The sequence below is a fragment of the Flavonifractor sp. DFI.6.63 genome (assembly GCF_024462255.1).
GTDB classification, from domain to species: Bacteria; Bacillota; Clostridia; order Oscillospirales; family Oscillospiraceae; genus Lawsonibacter_A; species Lawsonibacter_A hominis.
In genome coordinates, this window is record NZ_JANGBE010000002.1 from 105,240 (window position 1) to 124,673 (window position 19,434).

At 54.7% G+C, this 19,434-nt stretch carries 15 protein-coding genes and 1 pseudogene; 3 read left to right on the plus strand and 13 right to left on the minus strand.

Translation table 11 applies throughout. The features are described from left to right. Positions 1-58 precede the first annotated feature (58 nt). The 13 genes and pseudogenes from NE547_RS01475 to NE547_RS01535 form a co-directional block, all read right to left on the minus strand. Entirely contained in the window at positions 59-1,654 is a 1,596-nt protein-coding gene (locus tag NE547_RS01475; RefSeq protein WP_208074660.1) for a S1 RNA-binding domain-containing protein, read from the minus strand. A gap of 24 nt (positions 1,655-1,678) precedes the next feature. Further along, positions 1,679-3,595 (minus strand): VirD4-like conjugal transfer protein, CD1115 family, encoded by a 1,917-nt coding sequence (locus NE547_RS01480; RefSeq protein ID WP_208074767.1) that lies wholly within the window; start codon positions 3,593-3,595, stop codon positions 1,679-1,681. A 17-nt stretch (positions 3,596-3,612) separates the two neighbouring features. Then, complete coding sequence (locus NE547_RS01485; protein WP_256174561.1) at positions 3,613-4,599, minus strand: hypothetical protein; 987 nt, start codon at positions 4,597-4,599, stop codon at positions 3,613-3,615. A gap of 285 nt (positions 4,600-4,884) precedes the next feature. Beyond that, entirely contained in the window at positions 4,885-5,547 is a 663-nt protein-coding gene (locus NE547_RS01490) for a DUF6100 family protein (RefSeq protein WP_208074661.1), read from the minus strand. Further along, the gene (locus NE547_RS01495) at positions 5,548-6,075 is read right to left on the minus strand and encodes a DUF5697 family protein (RefSeq protein ID WP_208074662.1); all 528 of its coding nucleotides are present in this window, start codon (positions 6,073-6,075) and stop codon (positions 5,548-5,550) included. It lies immediately after the preceding gene. 150 nt (positions 6,076-6,225) lie between these two features. Beyond that, positions 6,226-6,972, minus strand: a pseudogene (locus NE547_RS01500) (radical SAM protein); the annotation flags it as partial. A 362-nt stretch (positions 6,973-7,334) separates the two neighbouring features. Then, positions 7,335-10,400, minus strand: a complete 3,066-nt coding sequence (locus NE547_RS01505; RefSeq protein WP_208074664.1) for a PrgI family protein — start codon at positions 10,398-10,400, stop codon at positions 7,335-7,337. Positions 10,401-10,436: 36 nt separating this feature from the next. After that, positions 10,437-11,813, minus strand: a complete 1,377-nt coding sequence (locus NE547_RS01510; RefSeq protein WP_208074665.1) for a C39 family peptidase — start codon at positions 11,811-11,813, stop codon at positions 10,437-10,439. Beyond that, positions 11,813-12,805, minus strand: coding sequence for a hypothetical protein (locus tag NE547_RS01515; protein ID WP_208074666.1), 993 nt, complete (start codon positions 12,803-12,805; stop codon positions 11,813-11,815). The genes NE547_RS01510 and NE547_RS01515 overlap by 1 nt, the downstream gene beginning before the upstream one ends. Before the next feature lie 11 nt (positions 12,806-12,816). Beyond that, positions 12,817-13,527: a hypothetical protein gene (locus tag NE547_RS01520; RefSeq protein ID WP_009258066.1), complete on the minus strand. Its 711-nt coding sequence runs from the start codon at positions 13,525-13,527 to the stop codon at positions 12,817-12,819. Between the two features lie 40 nt (positions 13,528-13,567). Continuing rightward, positions 13,568-13,963: a fimbrial protein gene (locus NE547_RS01525; RefSeq protein WP_243764152.1), complete on the minus strand. Its 396-nt coding sequence runs from the start codon at positions 13,961-13,963 to the stop codon at positions 13,568-13,570. Between the two features lie 249 nt (positions 13,964-14,212). Continuing rightward, complete coding sequence (locus tag NE547_RS01530) at positions 14,213-14,764, minus strand: hypothetical protein (protein WP_208074667.1); 552 nt, start codon at positions 14,762-14,764, stop codon at positions 14,213-14,215. A gap of 16 nt (positions 14,765-14,780) precedes the next feature. Then, complete coding sequence (locus NE547_RS01535) at positions 14,781-15,917, minus strand: helix-turn-helix domain-containing protein (RefSeq protein ID WP_208074668.1); 1,137 nt, start codon at positions 15,915-15,917, stop codon at positions 14,781-14,783. 533 nt (positions 15,918-16,450) lie between these two features. Here NE547_RS01535 and NE547_RS01540 point away from each other — a divergent pair. From NE547_RS01540 to NE547_RS01550, 3 genes are all read left to right on the plus strand, one after another. Further along, on the plus strand, positions 16,451-17,833 hold the full coding sequence (locus NE547_RS01540; RefSeq protein ID WP_186906118.1) for a TrkH family potassium uptake protein: 1,383 nt from the start codon (positions 16,451-16,453) through the stop codon (positions 17,831-17,833). Between the two features lie 176 nt (positions 17,834-18,009). After that, positions 18,010-18,663, plus strand: a complete 654-nt coding sequence (locus tag NE547_RS01545) for a TrkA family potassium uptake protein (protein WP_186906117.1) — start codon at positions 18,010-18,012, stop codon at positions 18,661-18,663. Between the two features lie 9 nt (positions 18,664-18,672). Further along, positions 18,673-19,431, plus strand: a complete 759-nt coding sequence (locus tag NE547_RS01550) for an RNA methyltransferase (RefSeq protein ID WP_186906116.1) — start codon at positions 18,673-18,675, stop codon at positions 19,429-19,431. Positions 19,432-19,434: the final 3 nt, after the last annotated feature.

A 19,434-nucleotide genomic window follows, 5' to 3' on the forward strand; every position in this document is an offset into this window, starting at 1 on the left:
GCAATAAAAACAACCGCCTGAGAAGCAGCTATTTGATACTTCCCAGGCGGTTTTCGGGTTACAGGTTCTGCCGGATGATACGGGTGATAATTCCAAGAGCGATACCGCGCTCCACATCCAAATGGGTGACGGCAAAGGATACATCATCCTTCTTTCCGGGCATCCGGTAGTCATAGCAGGAATGAGCCACCGCATTGACGCCATTGGCAAGCCGGACATAGACCACGCCCTTATGCACATCGGTCACTTTTCCGGCATACTTGCCCTGGATTCGGCACTTCTGGAGATTGTCCCGGTCGGTGTTTTCAGATGTGCTCTTGATGTCGGCACGGATTCCGAGGTCTTCAAGGCTGTTGCGCCGCACATTGAGAATGCGGACCAGCACTTCATCGCCCACGGAGAAACGCTCGTGGGCATCGCCGATCCAGTCCCAAGCCAAATCACGGGCCAGAATTGAGGTTTCAACGCCGAATACCTCGACGCGGATGACCTTCTCCGCAACAGCGATGACCCGGGCCTGAACAATACGCCCCTCGTAGATGCGGTACTTCCCCTCGGCGTCCAAATCGAAATAAAAGGTCTGACGCTTCCGCATCATAGCCTCACGGCGGCTTGCGACAACGCTGCGGGTCTTGGAGTCGATGCCGCGCACCACAAAGTCAATGTCCGCCCCCAGCATATTCCCTAAAATCTTGTTTTGACGCAGCATCAGGTCGGCATACTCCTGGCCGGAAGGGCTGCGGCCCAGATTGATCATCATCTCCTTGATGGGGATAATGATGCGGAAGCCCTTGTAATCCACTACGGCCACAGTTTTGCGGTTGTCCAGCTGCTCAATGCCGCCCAGCTGCCCTGTGAGGATGCGGCGGGTGCGGTAGGCGTTGTGGATCTCGTGCCAAATGACATCCTCGCGGTCTTCCTGTGTTTCCACCTCTTCACGACTGCGGATGGTCAGGATAGAGGCGTCACTGCGGTGTGTTACGGCGGTCCGGCGCAGAGCAGACGCAGTATCTACCGGCGCCTCCTCTTGGGGAGCGGTATCCTCTGAAATGGGTGTTTCTCCCTCATCAGGCGGCGCCGTATTCTCAACAGAGGCGGAAGATTCCACAGCCTGCTCTTCAGCAGCCGGAGCCTCCGCAGAGTCCTCATTCTCGCCATGTACGGGATCTTCCACAGGTGCCGCCTTTTTCCGCCGGGGTGCCCGCTTGGGCTTGGGGGGAGCCGGCTCCCCAGCAGTTTCGGAAACCGTCTCCGCCGGGATGCCATCTGCACCTTCAGCAGACAAATTGGAAGGAGTCTCTTCCTCACCGTCGCCATCCTCACCGGCCGCCGATCCGGCAGGCTCATCCGAATCGGAAGGGGCGCCAGAGGCCGTGCCGTCACCCTCGGGGGCAGCTTCATCAGACGCCTCCGTTTCCATAAACTCAAGGGGAGGGTCAGAGCCTTCCAAAGTGGCGTCGCCATCAGATTGATCCGTAGAGGCGCTGTCATTGGTCTGATCCATAGAGGCCAGCAGCGCACTCAAATCGTCACTGTCAGGCGGCGCCGCCGCATCAGCCGGGGGGCCAGCGGAAGAAATGGTACCGTCCGCGGGGGCGGTGTTTTCAGGAACAGGAGTTTCCTGCTCCAGCAATACTTTTTTCTTGGTTGCCATAAAATTAACCTCCTATGTTTTGTATTAAGAAAGGATCGAGTCCTTATCTGTCGTGATGATGCCATTCGGAGCCTCTGCGGTTGGAACGGCTGCGGTCTGCTTGGTGCCGGTAGATGTGCTGGCCGCTTTCGGCTTTTTCTTCACTGGCTTTTTAGGCGCGGGGGCCTGCGGCTTTGGCTGTGCCGCAGAGGGTTTCGGTTGCTCCTGTTCCAGCCTGCGCCATTCGGGGATGTGGGCGGATGCCTTGCAGGAACGGAGCTTGGATGCCTCCGGATGTTTGGAATAGTCCATTTTGTCTACCTTGAGAACTTTTTGCCCCCGGATGATGACCAGCGCCTGCTTGATAGGCAGCCGCAGAACTTCGTCCGGGGTGAGGACAGGACGCTTGCCGACACCAGAGGTTTCCCGGTATTCCGGCGTGTAGTTGGAGATACGCCAGGTACCCAGCTGCTTGGATTTGCTGGATACCGACACAGAAGCCAGTCCCGTGCGGGAAGAAATAAACTCCGCCGTCAATTCATCCGTGCAGCCCAGAAACAACTGCGCGTCGCAGTTGCCCAGAATTTCCTGCCAGAGATTGAGAGGATACCGATTCTGCAAGCCCGCCAAGTTCTGAAACACACAGCTCATAGAGATATTTCTTGAACGAATGACGCTTAACCGGCGGGAGAGGTCTGGAATGGTGCCGCAGGCTGTTAATTCTTCACCCAGGACATGCACCGGCACCGGCAGCTTGCCTCCTTCGCAGTTCTTGTCTGCATACCGCACCAGCTTGATGAAGCAGAAGGACAGGAACAGGCTTGCCAGAAAGTCAAAGGTGCTGTCCTGGTCGCTGGTAACAAGGAAGTAGGCGCACCGCTCCTGGCCGGGCAGATCCAAGTCAATTTCATCCCGGGTGGTGATCTTCTTAATCAGCTCCGACTGGAACACCTGCAGACGGGAGCCGAGGCCGATGATGACGCCGCTGCGGACTGTATCGCTGGCCTGCTTATACAAGCTGTATGGCGCTTTGGCCGGATGGGTGGGCGGCAAGTTCTCAAACAGGCTGTCCAAATCGGACTCGCCGCTTAAAGTCAGCAGCCGGTACACCTCTCCGATATTGCGGTTTTGCTCTGCATAACTCTGGTCCACATAGAGGACGAGGGCTTTCAGCAAGTTCATCTCGCAGGAATCCCAGAAATGGTCGCCCTTGCCGTTGTTGATGGTGTTCTTAATGATGACATCTACAAAAAGCTGCGCCATCAGTTCCTGCCCCTCCACTTCGGAAAGGCAGTTCCAACTGTCCGAGTTTTCCGGATTGACCAAATTGAACACCTTGACACAGTACCCCTGATCCCGCAGATACTCGCTGGATTTTTCGTAGAGCTCACTTTTCGGATCTGAAATAATCAGGGATTCTCCGCGGACCGCCGCCTGAAGGATACGATTCATGCAAAAGGACCGGGTTTTCATGCTGCCGCTGGAGCCATACACAGCCAGATTGCCGTTGATATGGGGATTTTCGGGAATACAGACAGCCTTGTTGTCCAGCATTCCCAGTACAACGCCTTTATGCTTGCGCAGGTCAGGCACCAGATCCAACACACCAGCCATTTCCTTGCGGCTCATCCAGCCGGAGGTACCGTAGGTGCCCTTGGCCGAGTAAATGAAATTCCGGTCAGTATCATATTCGCCGGTATCGCTGTAGCCCATGCGCATGACCATGAGCAGCAGGACTGCCAACAGGCCGATGCAGATCAGGACACCGTACACTCCGTAGGGCGGACGAAATACGGAGGCCAGACAGGTAAAAAAATCGGGTGATGCCATCGCCGGAGAAGTTCCGTCTCCGGGGATGCCGCCACCCTGTTTCCATACTGCATAATTGCCAAACAGCTGCGCCAGGAAACCGCCTGCGTATAGAATCGCAAATGCGGCGGCCGGTGCTGCTGCCAGGCCTATGATCAGTTTCTTTTTGTTTATGGGAACAACCTCCCCTCGAATTTTGTAAAGTCAATGGTTTGCAGGTGTACCCGGTCACCGCAGTAGCGGCGCAGCACATCTGCTTGAAAATCAAAGCAGATCAGTGTACCGGGGCGTTCCATCAGTTCGAGGGAGGTGTTAAAGCGCACGATCCGGGGCAGATCGCAGAAGTAACCGAACAGCACCGGCGTTCCATCCGGCTCTGCGGCATCCTGCTCCATGGCACTGCCGGGATTGCCGGCGGAGAGGCCCTGTGACAGAATGCGGTCAAGTTCCGCGGTTTTCACAGGGTCACACAGTAACGCCAGTATCACCTCTCCCTGATGGTCATTGGTTAGGAAATAAAAGTGGTCGTAGCTGCCGTCCAGCATGAAGTAGTCATGCTTGGCCCCGCCGGTACTGGTGAGTATCTGGTAGGCCAGATCCATGCTGTCCCCCAATACCAGTCCATGTACCTGCTCGACACGGTACTGCTGGGCCAGACGCTGCTGGCATAGAATGTTCCAGAGGAGCGTTTTTACCCGCAGTTCGGATTTGTAGCGCCACTTCATCAGAGCGCCCCCGCTATTGTAGGTCACAAAGATGCCGGTGGGGGCCAGCAGCACCCCTGCGAAGCGGGAGCTTCGAATCTGGGTGGCATCAGCCCCCAATTCCTTGACTTCGCGTGAACTGTAAAACACAGGATATGTTACAGCTTCGCCGCCAAAACCGGTCTGGGCAAAGACCTTCGGCTTTTCATCCGGGTAGAGCAGTACCCCGGCATTGCCTATAGTGATATAGGTTTCCGCGAGGCGGTGGAGCCGAAACCTCCGGTTTGCTTCGCTTTTGAGCCGGTTGGTTTCTGCGTCTCCTGTAAGGCAGAATGTAAAACGCTCGGGCCATCCGTCCAGCAGAGCTGACTTGGCTTTGATCCCCAGCCGATAGCCCCGGAGCCGGTCCCGGTAGTAGGTGCGCAGCAGTCCGGCCTTTTTGAGCGCAGTCACGACCGCCTCCAAGTAGTAAGGACTGGCGGGAAGGCGGTTGAGCTGGCTGGTGGGGAACTCTCCCGAAATAGCGGTCAGCGATAAAAGCCGGAACGGAAGCGTATCCGGCTGTGGAAAATAGTTGGTGCTTTTCCCAAGTAGTCACCTCCCTTGAAAGCACAGGATTTTTACCGTAATGACTGAGGACTTCGGTAAAAATGGGCCTCCCCATGAGGGGAAAAAGCCCGGAAAATCGGGCGTTTCAGCCGCTTCACTGAATGTCGGGCCGGAGAAGGCCCAAAATGGTCAAAAATCCGAGATGGATTTTAGACTCGTTTTATGCTCTGTCAGCCATTGCGGAAAACGCTGCTTCTCCATGATATAGATTTTTGTGCAATCCTGGTCGCCCAGTTCAGCCGTGTTATAGGCGTCGCACAACAGGCCGGTATCATCAGCCATCACAAAGGAAGAGAGAAGATCCAGTAATTGCTTTTCCGACAAATTATCGTAATCGCGTATCCTCCTGTCGGGAAGTGCCCGGTCATAGACCTGGGCGAAGCAGACAACGCAATCGCGGTAATACGGAAGTGGGTGTTCTCTGGCGTATTGATCAAGGACAAAATAGAGCGGGTCCAACAGGAACTCATCGCTTTGCCGCTGTTTGCGCTTTGGCAGCAAACAGGGCAGCGTCACCTCCAGCACCCTGTTCTCGCAGTTGACAGTGATGCCGTGCGTTGCACCGGCGGATTTGAGATAGTCACCTTTGCGGATGGTTGTACTGGAATAAATCAGATGCCGCAGCCGGCAGGCAATCCGCTCTGCCCGTAAAGCGGCATCTATGGAAAGCGTTTCATAGTTGTCGGGGTAACGCTGGATGTCGGTGGTGTCCAGCGCGTACAGCGCATTACTCAGACGGGATATATCGTCGAGAATGCTTCCAATGCGGTGGGATATTAGTTTTCGATCCAATCATGTGCCTCCTGCTTTCTTGAAATAATTTGTCCGGCCTTCCTCGTCTACAGTACAAAATCCGGATATGCCCGGACAGTCGATTTGGGCGATTTGCGCCGGAGCATCGACCAGCATAATACGGCGGCATCCCCCTTTGTTGCCCCGCAGAGCATGGCAGACAAGCGCCTCTTGTCCGGCGGCAATATAAGCGATTTCATATAATTCACCGTCGGCAAAAAACACGAGTTTAACGGGAAAATCAGCCGGAGCGTGGTAATCTACCCGTCGGATGAAGTCCAGCAGGACCCACACTGCCCGGACAAGCGCATGGTCAGTTTTTGGTGCTTGCCCTGCCAGGAAATAACCACCGCCGTCTGTTTGAAAAATGCGGCCCTGCCTCTCCAAATGAGAGAGCAGGGCCTTTGCAGTATCTTCTTTGCCAGGGTGAAAACAAAGAAGCTGGTGTTCACAGAGGCCGGGGTACATCGTCACGATCCGCAACAAGTCCGCAGCCTCGTTTCCATAGATTTCAGCCCTGGTCTTCATGGGGCTCACCTCCTTTATCAAAGGCGTCAATCAGACGCATTCAAAGCGCATTGTTAAAATAGAAATTGCGGAAAGACGCCATTTGAGCGTCAATCCGGCGTTTTTCGAGAACAATAGGAAAAAAGGCGTCTTATAGGCGTATTGAAACTGTCAATGATGCGTTTTCCGAAGATTACAGCAATCCTCTTTATTGGGATTTACAAAATCCCTCCAGAATTGATAGTGTTCCGTTACATCTTCACAGATTGTCTTCTGTGGGATATGTATCTTTTCTACGATCCGCTGCTTTTCTTTCAAAGGAAGATGATAGTAGCCTCCTTGCCGCACGGTATATTTAGAGAAATCAACACCCCGAAACCACTGCTTAATCCACGAATTGACGCGCAGAAATTCAACCACACACCGCTCAATTCCCAAATCATTCAGCTTGTCGAAATCCATGTATTCCTCAACGATGGGGCTTAATCGGATTGCTACATCATACCCTTCCGCTTGCAGAGCCTGAATTGCGCGGATACGCTGGCTGGGAGGACTGGCCTTTTCAAATTGGGCGGTTTGTGCATCGTCTAGGCAGGTCACGGTAATTTGAATATGGGCCAGTTCCTTGTCCAAGATCTCTAAATATTCCGGGGCAGCGGGAAGTGCAGACTTCGTGACGATGAGATAGCTTACCCTGCACAGGTTCATCTCCTGGATGGCCTGGTAGGTAGTGCGGTACTGGAGTTCACAGGGCTGAAAACAGTCTGTCATGCCTCCAAGCCTGATGATGCTGCCGGATGGGAGACTGCGGATTTTCCGCCGGACCTTTTCAATGTCCGCAACACGAGGATGCGCCGCATCCCATAATCCACGAAAATGAAGCAATGAACGGGCATAGCAGTAGTTACAGTTGTGTTGACAGCCGCAGCCGTAAGTATCTAAACGGGTGTTATATTTGCATTTGTCGCCTTCATTGCCTCCAACTTGCTTAAAGAAACTCTTAAACTCGCTTTATATCACCTCTCAATTCTTTGTTTGATTACTTTATTGTCGGATACATTGGACTCACCTCATATAAAATTCTAAATGGTTGCGGAGGACGGTACTGCCCCGCCGTCTGTTGGTAAAGCATCCAACCATGTTCTTTACACTACTCCGCGCAATAAAGGGGCTGTTGCAAAATGAATTTTTGATACATGATATTGAGTATTGCTATGTAAGGATAAACAACATCATGTAGAAATTTTACATTTTGCAACAGCCCCTAGAGAAAATGCCTTTTAAGCGGAATCAGCTTGTTCTTGGCGCTTGCGCTCCAAAAGCTCCCGCAGCTCCCTGCGGTCTGTGGTTATAAGGTCTTTTTCCAATGGGCTGGCCTTGAACTCCACCATGATATTGTTATTATTGGTAGAGATCAGGCCGCTGCCGCGCTCAAAGTGTGTGACCTCCATCGTTTCTGCGTCAGAGAGATGGAGGGTGTCCTGGACACGCTCCGCTTCGTCATCCTCCAGATTGAGAATGATTTTAGTCTTGCTGTTGTTGATGATGCCTTTTCCGAAACGCCCTTCGTCCAGATTGAAAAAGTCGTTAAGGTCCTGGCTGGCACAGATCGCTGACCCACCGAAGCCGCGGACGGTTTTGAAAATTTCCAAAACGAAATCGCCGGCCAGCCGGGTACCCGTGGCGCCTGCGCCGGAAAGAAGCTGCCAGCACTCGTCAATAAAAATGGCTTTTTCCTCGGTGCGGTCAGCTTTGGCGCGGTCCCAAACGAAATCAAGGGCCACGAACATCCCCACAGTCAGCAAATCACCAGTAAGCGAGGAAATATCCAGTACGGTGTACTTATTATCCAGCCGCACATTGGTCTGCTTGTTAAAGGTACTGGCGGAGCCATTCACCAGACGGTTGAGGATATGGGCCATGCGAGTGGTTTCCGGGGCGGCCTTCAAAATCTCATACAAGTCGCCCAGCACCGGCATCTCCCGGTAGCAGCCCGGATTGGCCGGGTCTTCCAATGAGGCGTTGTCATGGGTGATACCTTTGGAATTGTAGGTGCGGATCAGAGCCTCATCCAACAGCTGCCGTTCCTCGTGAGACATATCGGGTATCAACAGACTGAAGAATATGTGGAGTTGCTGGATTTTGGCGGCCAGTTCGGAGAGCTGGATTCCCGGCCCGTCCAGAAGCTCACTGACCGACCGATCCACCTTGCGGATCTCCATCACATTGATGCAGTGCGGGCTGGCCGGGGAAATCTGGATAAACTCCCCGCCTACATTGGCACAGGCACGGTGGAATTCGTGCCCTTTCAGAGGCGCAATGATGAAAACGGGAATGTTTTTCCGCCTCATTCTTAACGCCATGAGCTGCATCGTAAAGGTCTTGCCTGCGCCGCTGGTACCCAGGATCGCCATATTGGCGTTCTTGTAAATCGCAGAGTTGAAAATATCCACGATGATGAGGGAACTGTTATATTTGTTGACCCCCAGAAGGATTCCGTTGTCGTCGCACATCTCAAATGAAGTGAACGGATAGCAGCTGGCCGCGCCTCCAGTCAACAGGTTGCGCTTACCACGCTCGAACAGTCCCTTTTCCATGGAAACCAGCGGGAGGGCAGAACAAAATGCCTGCTCCTCCCGAAAATGGCAGTTGCAGACATCCATATCCTGCGAAAGCAGGAGCTTTTTTATTTCGCTGGCCTTCCACTCCAGGTCCTCCACAGAAGGGGCAGTCACAGTAATCAACAAGTTGAGATAATAGAAATCTTCGTTGTTCGCAAGGCCCTCCTTCAGAAAATAACCGCTCCGAATAGCGCCGTCTATATCATCGAAGTCCGTGTTCGTGTCGCTGGCATCCTTGATTTTTGACCGGTTGATGCGGAGCTGCTGGCCGACCCGCTGAATAATGCGCTCTTTGGGTTGACGCGAAAGAAACATATCGAGGTCAATACCATCACCGGCATTGACGATCAAACTCAACCAGCCTGCGGGCACCTGGGTTTTGTAACCATCTGATGGGACGAGCAGATAAGTATAGTACAGCCCGTCTATGCAGAGATACCGTCCATGGGTGAAGTCGATGCTTTTGGGCGCGGCAAATTCAACTGCCGGGATGCGGTCAATCTCACCCTCCCGTCCCTTTTGGAGATACTGTGCCACAATTTCCTGTGCCCGTACCGACAGGGGCTTGACTGCACTTTCATTTCGGCACAACAAATTATAGAAAACATCTACGGTAAATTCGTCCTCATTTTCGTGGACAACGACCTCGTTGCCGCATTGACGCAGGTAATTGGATGCCGTGTGGACAGCACTTTGGAGAGATTGGATTGCCTCATCTTCCTGTTCGGAGCGCCGTGTGTTGTTCCAAGGCTCATACTCAAAAATCAAAAAGAAGCGTCGTGTAACCGCCTCATGGGAGCCGACCTGTTGAACAAAGTCCAAGTAGTCCTCTTGCATCAAGCGGCACTGCTCATTGTCCTCCTGCGCCATTTCACGGCGTACTGTGTCCAGGTGGCGGTTGATGTCGGCACGCCGGGTAAGCACTTTGATCTGCAATTTAACAGGACTGATTTTTAGGTATGAGACGAAAGAGTAGATAATATTTCTCTGTTCCCGTGCGCTCCGCAGCATGAAGTTGATGGGGACCACCTCAACCACCTTGACAAATTGGTGGTCTTTCGTGTAGATAATGCCGTTGACGATCTTCTCAATGGGCAGATAGTCTGCCACCGGATTGACGCAGGGAGGCTTTTCCTCCTTGATATGGGCTGGGCGTTTAGGCATCCGCTCTTTTTCAGGTCGCTTCTTTGCTTTCTTTTTCGCCTTATTGGCCTTGACAGGCCGTTCCTTCCTGGTGTTTTTCTTGGGCCGGAGTTTTTCGCGGATCTCATATCCACGGACTTCATCAAACTCAGCTGGGAAATCTGCTTCACCAGACCGCCGGCGCTTCGACGCCTTGGGCTTTCTCTCCTTTGGAGGCTTCTGTTTGAAATGCTTGCCGGCTGATTTGGAGGTCCCCGTTTTTTCGCCGGGCTGTTCACCGTCACCGCCGACAATGCGGCGATTCCGCAGGTATTTCAGAAAAGTGACCAGAAACTGCGAGAGGCTTTCTCCTGAAATGCCAATGAGGGCAACCAATGCCACCGGGAGCGCAGTCAGGCATAAAGCAATAATGCGGGCAGTCAATCCAAATGGAAGGAACAAAAAAACCGGCGTCCCGATGGCAAATGCCAGGATGCCGGCTTCAATCACATTCCGCGCACGGAACATACCGCCAAAAAAAGTGCCTGTTTCTATGAAGTTCGGCGGTATGATATAAATATCATGGTCATTCTTGTTGCTCATGTATTACCTCTTTTCTGATGCCGGGGTGCGATACAGTCAGCCAATAATCCAGAAAGGACCGCCTGCTGCCGCACGGCGGCTTGCTTCGTTTAAGATGATGGATAAATCCCAGAGTTGTTCACTGCGCTTATAACTGGCCGGGTCTGCCACCATGATCTGACCATCCTTCACGCCGCGAAGAACGATGAAATGGCCGGATGAAGTGAAATGCCCCTCGGACATAATTGCCACAACCAGCTTGCCGTCAGCAAGAGCGTCCAGAATCCGCTGGGGCTCGGAAGTCGTGCAGCCGGATACCGGAAGCCCCCATTCCTCTGCAGCAGCGGGAATCAATGCGTGATAAGAGCCGCTGCTTTTGCACCAATAGCCATTGTCATATGACCACTTTGCCATTTCCACCGGGTCCACCATATCGTCCGTGAGGGAGGAAACCACGATTGCCATGGCGGTGGGCCCGCACCCATAGCCGCCGATGTTATCGGTGCCATAGGGTTGACTGGCATAGCGTTCATCCAACTGATTGTAATAAACAACCGGGGTCCCGCCGTCGGTAAAAGTTACATCTCCAAGGGAGGGGATGCTGTTCCCCGTCCACTCGTCCACATTTTGCAGCAGGCCGTCGCCTAAAAAGAGACTTAGGTTAGAGGCATAATCGGACGCCAGTTCTTTCTGCTCATCCGTAAGCGCGAAAACATGGTCGGCAAGATAAGACTCACCGTTGTAGCGAATGGTATAGACCATCCAGATCTCGGTGGAGGTGGTTTTCTCCCCGGCCTCCGGATCTTCGGATGTGACCTCACGGCTCTCCCGCACACTGGTATAAGAGTATAGATGCTCTTTGTTCTCCCGCAGGACAGTGGACAGGTCATCCAGCGAAATGCTCTCAAAGTCTTCATCCCGGGCAGCGCAATACTGTGAAACGATGAGGTTGGCGTTGTAGACCAGGCCGGAAGAATAGGGGTTTTTGACCTCCATTTTGTCGGCGCCAGAAGAGGCAAAGTCCACTTCGATACGGGCCATCACATCATCCAGCGCCTCACCCAGAATGGCGTTGATGGCAAAGGTAATGTCGTTGGCGTTTTCTACGATGGCGGTTTCGCTGTTGAGGATAGGCGTGTCAGGATCAGCTGGTGAAAAGGCATTGACCAGCCCTCCAAAAATCAGGCCGGGCAGCATCAGGAGGAAAAGGACAGGCAGCAAAAGCAGAATGGCAATGATGGCAATGATTTTGCCGATGTGCTTTCGGCCGGCCCAGACGGCTCCAGCCACAGCCCCATAGGGGCCGCCGGCGGCAGCGCCTTTCGCTGCTCCAGAGATGGCCTTGCCAGCTTTGATAGCGCCTTTGACCGTATGTGCGGCAGAGGCCGCAGCATCTACTGTTTCGGCGGAGCTGTTTTTTTGTTCTTCAGCCATTAGAGTTTGTCCTTTCTTTTGGGAGTAGGCGGCAGTTTCTTCACGATGGATTCGTGATAGGCAATCGAGCCGTCCGGTGCCATATAGGGAGATTTTTCAACCGCATCCGCAGCATACTGCTTATACCAGGCGGTACCATCTACGGAGTGAACGGTTGTGTACTGGCCTTCCGGCGCCACATACTGGTCTGCATGATACATACCAAAAGCGATGCCTTCTGGATGTTCCGGAGTGACTTCAGTGCCGGTAATGCGGCCACCGCCAATCTCCACATTCTGATAAGTGGGAATATTCTCGGCCCCGGGCTCCAATGCCGCATGACCCATGTAGGAATGCAGAGCTTCTACAGCTTTATCCCCGGTCATAGTCCCCATTTGGGTAATGCTCCCAGTAGCGACCGAGCCTATGACATTGTTGGCAAAATTGCCTCCCTTGCTCACGGATGAAGCGTAGATATGTCCGCCGATGCCGCCTGCAGCGCCGCCGACCAGCCCACTCAATCCGGAGGGCTTGGCATCCGGGGGCGTTGTGGCCGTTTTGACCGCATTATTGGTAACATTCCTTTTAATCACGCCGGCCAAGCCACCGCTGGCAAAACCAGCGCCGAATCCAGCACCGCCTTTTCCGCCACCGTTTGCACGGACATGGGAGGAATGACTGCTGCGGCCTCCCGCAAAGTGATTGCTGGCAAAGCTCTTAAATCCGCTGAATCCCCTGGCCGCAATCATAGCCTCCGCCAGCATACTGCCGCCGGTATGGCCGACATTGACGCCCAGACTCGCCATAAAAGAATCAACCTTCTGTGATACTTTAAGAAATCCGATTGCGCACATAAACCAGATCAGCACATTCCCCGAAACGGCTTCTTTGCCTACGGCGTCCACTTGTGCCTGGACTTCTTCCTCCGAAATAGCGAAAGCAGGCTGGCAGAACAGACAGGAGAGAGCTGCGACCATCAGCGCAAGGAACAAGATTTTCTTGAGTCTTTTCAAAATGGCCCTCCTTACAAAGAGAGCGGGTTGGAGATAAACGAACCAACCATGCTCGTGAACAGGCGCAGGCACCAGGCGTTCATCAGCAGAAGAAAAATCTGACCGCCCAGCATCCGGCACCAGGATTTCCAGATGTTTGATGTTGTCTGGCTTGCCCCCATGGAAAAGGCTACTGGAGCCGTATAGACCAGCACGCCGAGCAATACATATCGCTCTGCCGCTTCCAGCAGCAACTTCAGGTAGTTCCACGCCAGAATGATGACTAAAATCAGAGTGATAAGGGCCACAGCCCCATTGGCGCACACCCCGATGATGACCAGCATGACAGAATTGAAATCTGCAAAACTGAGTGCCGGCAGCTCCGAATCCATAATCCAGTTATACGGTGTGCCGCCGATGGTCAGGATCATGCTGACAATCTCATTGGAGAAGAACGCTAAAAGAATAAAAATGACGGACCGGATGCTCAATTTGAGCGGGTCTTCCGCTTCAATACCGGCTCCCAGGCCAAAGTTCTTGAACAGCTGCCACACCCAGTTGAGGAGAATGATACCGATGCCCAGTGCCACAAAAACGCTGTACATCGTTTCGGCTGCGGGAAAGTAGCGCAGAAATACCGCCATATCGCAGCCCAGTGCCCCCAAAACCGAGGTGGTTATCAAGTCAAGGCCCGCCATGACCTGCTCTGCAATCCATTCAACAATGCCGTCCAGAATACCCATAGGTCATGCCTCCTTTCGTCGGGTATCAATGTGATGCCGATCAACCTGCCCACTGACCACCCTCAAAGAAGGGGACGATATAGGACATGATAAAGCCCAGACTGTTTAAGATGGCCCAGGTGATAACAATTCGTTTGAGCCAAGCTCTGCTTTCATCCACCGTTTTACCAGAACGGGAGAAATTCATGAGCAGCAATGCTACCGAAGCGGTCACAATGGCCGCAATCGTGGAGATAGCGAGGAGCTGCGTGTAGACATCCTGCATGATTTCTGTGGCTTTTGTCCAAACATCGGTTGCGGCAAAGGCCGGCTGGCTGAACATCAATGAGACGGTGGGACACAGAAACGCCATATAAGCGATTCTGCCAATGGAAAAACGGCACGGAGGGCTGGTATCGCCGTTTCGCTTTTGGTGAGGAATCTTGCGTTTTTTCAATTTTCGGACCTCCAATCCAAATGTAATATGCGGGACTCAAACAAAAGAGGAGCCCGCAGCTCTTGTAATAGATGCGGGCTCCCTCCCCAATCAGTCGGTCATTAGGGCAGCAAAAAAGCACCTTGAAAAAGGTGCCGTTCACTGCCTGCATTCAGTTTTGGGTGCAAGTTTGAGCATATTCAGTTTAGCACACCAGGATTTACGGCTCAAGGGCAGGAATGCGCCAATTTCATTCCCGTATTCTGCCAATTATTTGCCCTTGGCCTTTTCATCTGGTTTTGGCGCTGGAAAGAACTGTTCCAGCATATCCAAACTGTCTTTGGAGGTGTACCCCCATAGTACGGAACTGAGTGCGTCAATGGCTTCCCTGCGCCTGCGGTAGTAAGTACGGAATGAGATGTCCCGGATATGCGGGCGCAGGTTCTCGATGATCTCCTCCACATTTTTGAGTTGCTGCGGGGAGATGAAGGAGTAGTAAAGCAGCCAATAATAGGCCTCGCCGTTCTTATGGCGGGTACGAAGCAATTCGACTGCCGAATCCAAAAGTTTCAGCATCTTGTGGCTGCGCTCAATGCACTTGGCATGGTGTTCAATATCGCTCCCATTCAGATCGGCGCCGGCCAGATAGATGGAATCCAGAAATTCCTCGATGGATGTGCCGTATTCGATCTCAAACTTGGAGCGCACATGCTGGACAGAAATTTCCAGGCTCCACACCACATCGCGGTATTTTTTCAACAGTTTCCAGGTATCATGGTACAGCGGGTTTTCTGCGACATCTTTTTCAACAAATTTCTTCATGGTAAGACCTCCTTATTCAATTCTCCGCGATGGGAGAGAGTGTAAGTTCAAAAGCGGTGACCTGCCTGTTCCCGCACAGAATAGACAGGCCAAAACAGAGCGTTGACAGGTCCCGTGCGCGGGGTAGTAAATCTTCCCGGCAGTCGCCCGATAAGGGATATAACTTATAGCGGGAGAGGGGACAACCAAAGCACGAAATACCTTGTGCCATCAGGATTTGAGCCATCTTTTGGATGATAATTTCAATGTGCGATTTTGAAACGCTATTGAGTTCGTTTGAAACGATAACCTCATGCTCTATACTTGGTGTGTTTTGGCTGGAGCCTGATTCATCGGGGAGTTCCAAACGGATGTTGAGCGTCATAGCGACCTCCTCTTTGTCCACCATGACATCTGATACTTCAAACATGGTGGATAGGTAATTTTTCAAATAGACCACGCTGCCGTGTCGGCCCGGGAAGGACATAAGGGAGATATAGTCCAGCGCGGCCAGCTTTTTGAGGACGCGGCCGACTGTCGCCCGGGACAACCCCCAGCGGACAGCCAGTTCAGTGTAGGCAACAAGAGGATTGCCGGTGCCGTTGCGGAAATAGACTACTGGCCCCAGGTCTGACCCCTGTACCTGATTATCGTTGTAGACGGCTGAAACCCAGAGGTCCAGAATAATATCCATTTCGGAGCATCGGCTTGTGCTGATGAGATCTGTGACAACGGAAACGGGCAGAAAGAAAAAGCCGGTATCCTTTTGGCAGGGAGCATTATATTCAAGCACCGTGTTATGCCGCGCCCAGTCGCAAATTTTATAGCGGATCACATTGCCGCGATCCAGTGTTTGAAAAGTGATAAAGTGTTGCTTCTGCAGTTGTTCCAGCACTGTCAACGCCTGGCATTGAAACCGGGTGCGAAACCATTGGGACACTTCCTTGAGTGTGCAGACCCATTCGCCCGGATAGATGGTATAGCTAATACCATCAATGCGGCGGTATGAAGTGCGGAAGTTTGCGTAGCTGCAAAGCACGGTAAAATAAAAAAGACCAGAGCCTCCGCTTGTGCGAATGCTCCGGTCTGCCATCAGCCGATGGACGAATTGCCGATAAATCCGGCATCGTGGGTAATCCACGACCTGTTTGATCTGTAATTGATATTCTGGCATGGTGTACTCCTTTTTATATATAAGGCATGAAATTCCGTATCAGGGTTAAAAAATCGTTGACTTGAACATCTACAAAGCTTATGCTATACTTGTTTCTGTATGGATCTGCTTGAAATAATATGTAGAGCTTATACAGACCTTATTACAGCCGAGCAATTTTATATTGTGGTCGCTTGTAGGCCGATGAAGCCTATTGCTGTGCCAATTTCAAGCCGATTTTGTGCCAATACAACTTTCTACAACTTTTCTACAACTTTTGCCTCAAACCAGACGGCACAGGAGGACATCCTATGGAATCCAAAAAGTTAGAAAAACCATGTGAGAATGCCACTTTTCAAGCTCTGCAAGGCGTGATGAAACCGGATGAAGAGACCGGAGGGGTGTTCCCGACCATGAAGCCGCTGGACTAAAGAGAGAATGGCATACCGAGGGCGCCAGCCTCGGTATGCCTTTCTGCGCTTCACGCGCGCCGTGGGGACCGCACCGGCGCGGGTCCGTCCGGCCGTTGATTCTTTTGCTCTGGAGGTACCTCTTTGATCAAAAAGATCGCCCTCTGGCTGCGGGACCGCCTGATCCGCAGCCGGAGCCTCAACGCCACCCGCCTGGTGGCCGGCTCCTTCGCCCTGATCATCCTGGCCGGCACGCTGCTGCTCACGCTGCCCGCGGCCTCCCGGGACGGGCAGAGCGCCGGAGTGTTTACGGCGCTGTTTACCGCCACGTCGTCCTCCTGCGTCACGGGCCTGATCCTGGTGGATACCTGGACGCAGTGGTCCCTGTTCGGACAAGCGGTCATTCTCTGCATGATCCAGCTGGGCGGCCTGGGGTTTATGACGGTCATCACCCTGTTTTCCTTTGCGCTGCACCGGCGCATCGGCCTGTCCGAGCGGCTCATCATGGTCTCCACCCTGAACCTGAACGACCTGGACGGGGTCGTGCGGATGGTGCGCCACGCCCTGATGGGGACCTTCCTGCTGGAGGGGGCGGGCGCGGCGCTGCTGTCCATCCGGATGGTGCCGGACTTTGGCCTGCTGCGGGGCGTCTGGCATGCGGTGTTTCACGCGGTCTCCGCGTTCTGCAACGCGGGGTTTGACCTGCTGGGGGGAAAGTTCGGCGCCTTCTCCAGCTTGGCCGGCTATCACGGCGATCCGCTGGTCCTGGGCACCACCGCCGCGCTGATCGTGGTGGGGGGCGTCGGTTTTTTCGTCTGGGAGGATGTCTTGGCCAAGCGCAGCTGGCGGCGTCTGAGCGTATACAGCAAGATGGTACTGCTCATCACGGCGGCGCTGATCCTGGGCGGCGCGGCCTTCTTTTTTGTGGAAGAGTTCGAAAACCCCGCCACGCTGGGCGGGATGCCGCTGTGGGAAAAGGGGCTCAACGCCCTGTTCCAGTCGGTCACCTTGCGTACCGCCGGATTTGACGCCCTGGGCCAGGGCGCTTTGACCGACAGCAGCAAGGCCATGTCGGTCATCCTGATGCTCATCGGCGGCTCCTCCGGCTCCACCGCGGGCGGCCTTAAGACCGTTACCATCGGCGTGCTGCTGCTGGCCCTGCGCGCGGGGCTGACCGGGCGGGAGCAGGTCACCTTCCGGGGGAGGGCCATTCCCTACCGCCGGGTGCTGGGCGCCATGACCCTGGTCCTGGTGGTGCTCTTTTTGTTCCTGACGGCCTCCATGTTCCTCTCCACCGTGGAGAATCTGCCTTATCTGGATGCCGCCTTCGAGGTGGCCTCGGCCATGGCCACGGTGGGGCTGACCTGCGGCATTACCCCGGACCTGACGCCCGCTTCGCAAAGCCTGATCATTTTGCTGATGTATCTGGGCCGGGTGGGGATCTTGTCCTTCTCCATCGCCTTTATGACCCGAACCAAATACCATGCCAAGGTCAAATATCCGGAAATGAACGTCATGATCGGATAAACGTCCGGAGGCGTTCCCTCCGGATCTGTGGCCGGCGCGCCGGCCCGGAAAGCGCTGAGCGTGACCTCCCGCCTGCAGGGCGGGCGGCGGCGTCCTGCGCAGGCGCATGTCCCGCTTCGGACGCGGATTGAATGTTGGCTTCGCGCTGCGGAGCAGATTGCATCGAGGTTGCAGGTATGAAAACATTTGTCGTAATCGGTCTGGGCCGCTTCGGCACCGCGGTGGCGGAGGAGCTCTCCGCCCTGGGACATGAGGTGCTGGCCCTGGACGGAGCGGAGGAAAACGTACAGAAGGTGGCCGATCAGGTCACCCACGCCGTCACCGGCGACGCCCGGGACCCCGCCGTGCTGCGGGCGCTGGGCGTGCGGAATTATGACTGCGCGATCGTGGCGGTGGGAGATGACGTGGGCAACTCCGCGCTCATTACCCTGAACCTGAAGGAACTGGGGGTCAAAAAGGTCATCTGCAAGGCACAGAGCCACGTGCACCGCAAGGTGCTGGAAAAGATCGGGGCCGACCGGGTGGTCTTCCCGGAGCACGAGATGGGCGTCAAGCTGGCGCAGGGGCTGTCCAGCTCCAACGTGCTCAATTTTATCGAGCTCAGCGAGGATTTCGGCATCGTGGAGACCGCCATCCCCCGGGAGTGGCAGCAGAAGACCATTCAGGAACTGGACGTGCGGGCGCGGTACAAGGTGAACATCATCGCCATGCGCAAGGGGAAGAGCGGGGAGCTGAACATCGCCCCAGGCCCCGCTTATGTGATGGAGAGCGGGGACGACGCGGTGGTGCTGGGCCGAACGGAAGATATCAATCGCCTGCAAGACCTGTAGAGGTGTCGTATGGAGCAAATCACCAGCCGTCAAAATCCGCTGATCGCCCGCCTGCGGAAGCTGGGCGGAGACCGGAGCCTGCGCAGGCGCGAGGGGGTCTTTCTCTGTGAGGGCGTGAAGCTGGCGGAAGAGGCCGTCCGGTGGGGCGCGGAGATCGAGGTGCTGGTCCGGGCCCGGAACTTCACGCTGCCGTTTGCGCCTCCGGCGCAGGCCAGACAGGTGGAGGTGCCTGAAGACCTGCTTCGGGCGGTGTCCACGGTAGACGCGCCCCAGGGGGTGCTGTGCCTGTGCCGCATGCCGCCGCTGGCGCCGCCGGAGCGGCTGGAGCCGGGGCGGTACCTGGTGCTGGACGGCCTGCAGGACCCGGGCAACGTGGGCACCGTCTGGCGCACGGCCGACGCCTTCGGGGCCGCCGGGCTGTTTTTGATCGACGGCTGCGCCGATCCCTTTTCCCCCAAGACCATCCGCTCCACGATGGGGGCCTGTTTCCGGCTGCCGGTGTGGGAGACGGGGTGGGAGCGTCTGAAACCCCTGCTGGACGCCGCCGGGATTCCGCTGTACGCCACCGCCCTGCGTTCGGATACGGAAGACGTGCGCGGCGCTGCGCTGGGCCGGGCGGCGGTGATCATCGGCAGCGAGGGCCGGGGCGTGTCCCGGCAGGCGCTGGAAATGTGTGAAAAGACCCTGAAGATCCCCATGCGGGAGCGCTGCGAGTCGCTCAACGCCGCGGCCGCGGCCGCCGTGGTGCTGTGGGAGGGCTGGCGGTAGATT

Bases quoted from the DNA above. Each gene is read 5' to 3' on its own strand.
- NE547_RS01475 (WP_208074660.1), bottom strand. From the start codon at position 1,654: ATGGCAACCAAGAAAAAAGTATTGCTGGAGCAGGAAACTCCTGTTCCT.
- NE547_RS01495 (WP_208074662.1), bottom strand. From the start codon at position 6,075: ATGAAGACCAGGGCTGAAATCTATGGAAACGAGGCTGCGGACTTGTTG.
- NE547_RS01505 (WP_208074664.1), bottom strand. From the start codon at position 10,400: ATGAGCAACAAGAATGACCATGATATTTATATCATACCGCCGAACTTC.
- NE547_RS01510 (WP_208074665.1), bottom strand. From the start codon at position 11,813: ATGGCTGAAGAACAAAAAAACAGCTCCGCCGAAACAGTAGATGCTGCG.
- NE547_RS01520 (WP_009258066.1), bottom strand. From the start codon at position 13,527: ATGGGTATTCTGGACGGCATTGTTGAATGGATTGCAGAGCAGGTCATG.
- NE547_RS01530 (WP_208074667.1), bottom strand. From the start codon at position 14,764: ATGAAGAAATTTGTTGAAAAAGATGTCGCAGAAAACCCGCTGTACCAT.
- NE547_RS01535 (WP_208074668.1), bottom strand. From the start codon at position 15,917: ATGCCAGAATATCAATTACAGATCAAACAGGTCGTGGATTACCCACGA.
- NE547_RS01545 (WP_186906117.1), top strand. From the start codon at position 18,010: ATGAAAACATTTGTCGTAATCGGTCTGGGCCGCTTCGGCACCGCGGTG.
- NE547_RS01550 (WP_186906116.1), top strand. From the start codon at position 18,673: ATGGAGCAAATCACCAGCCGTCAAAATCCGCTGATCGCCCGCCTGCGG.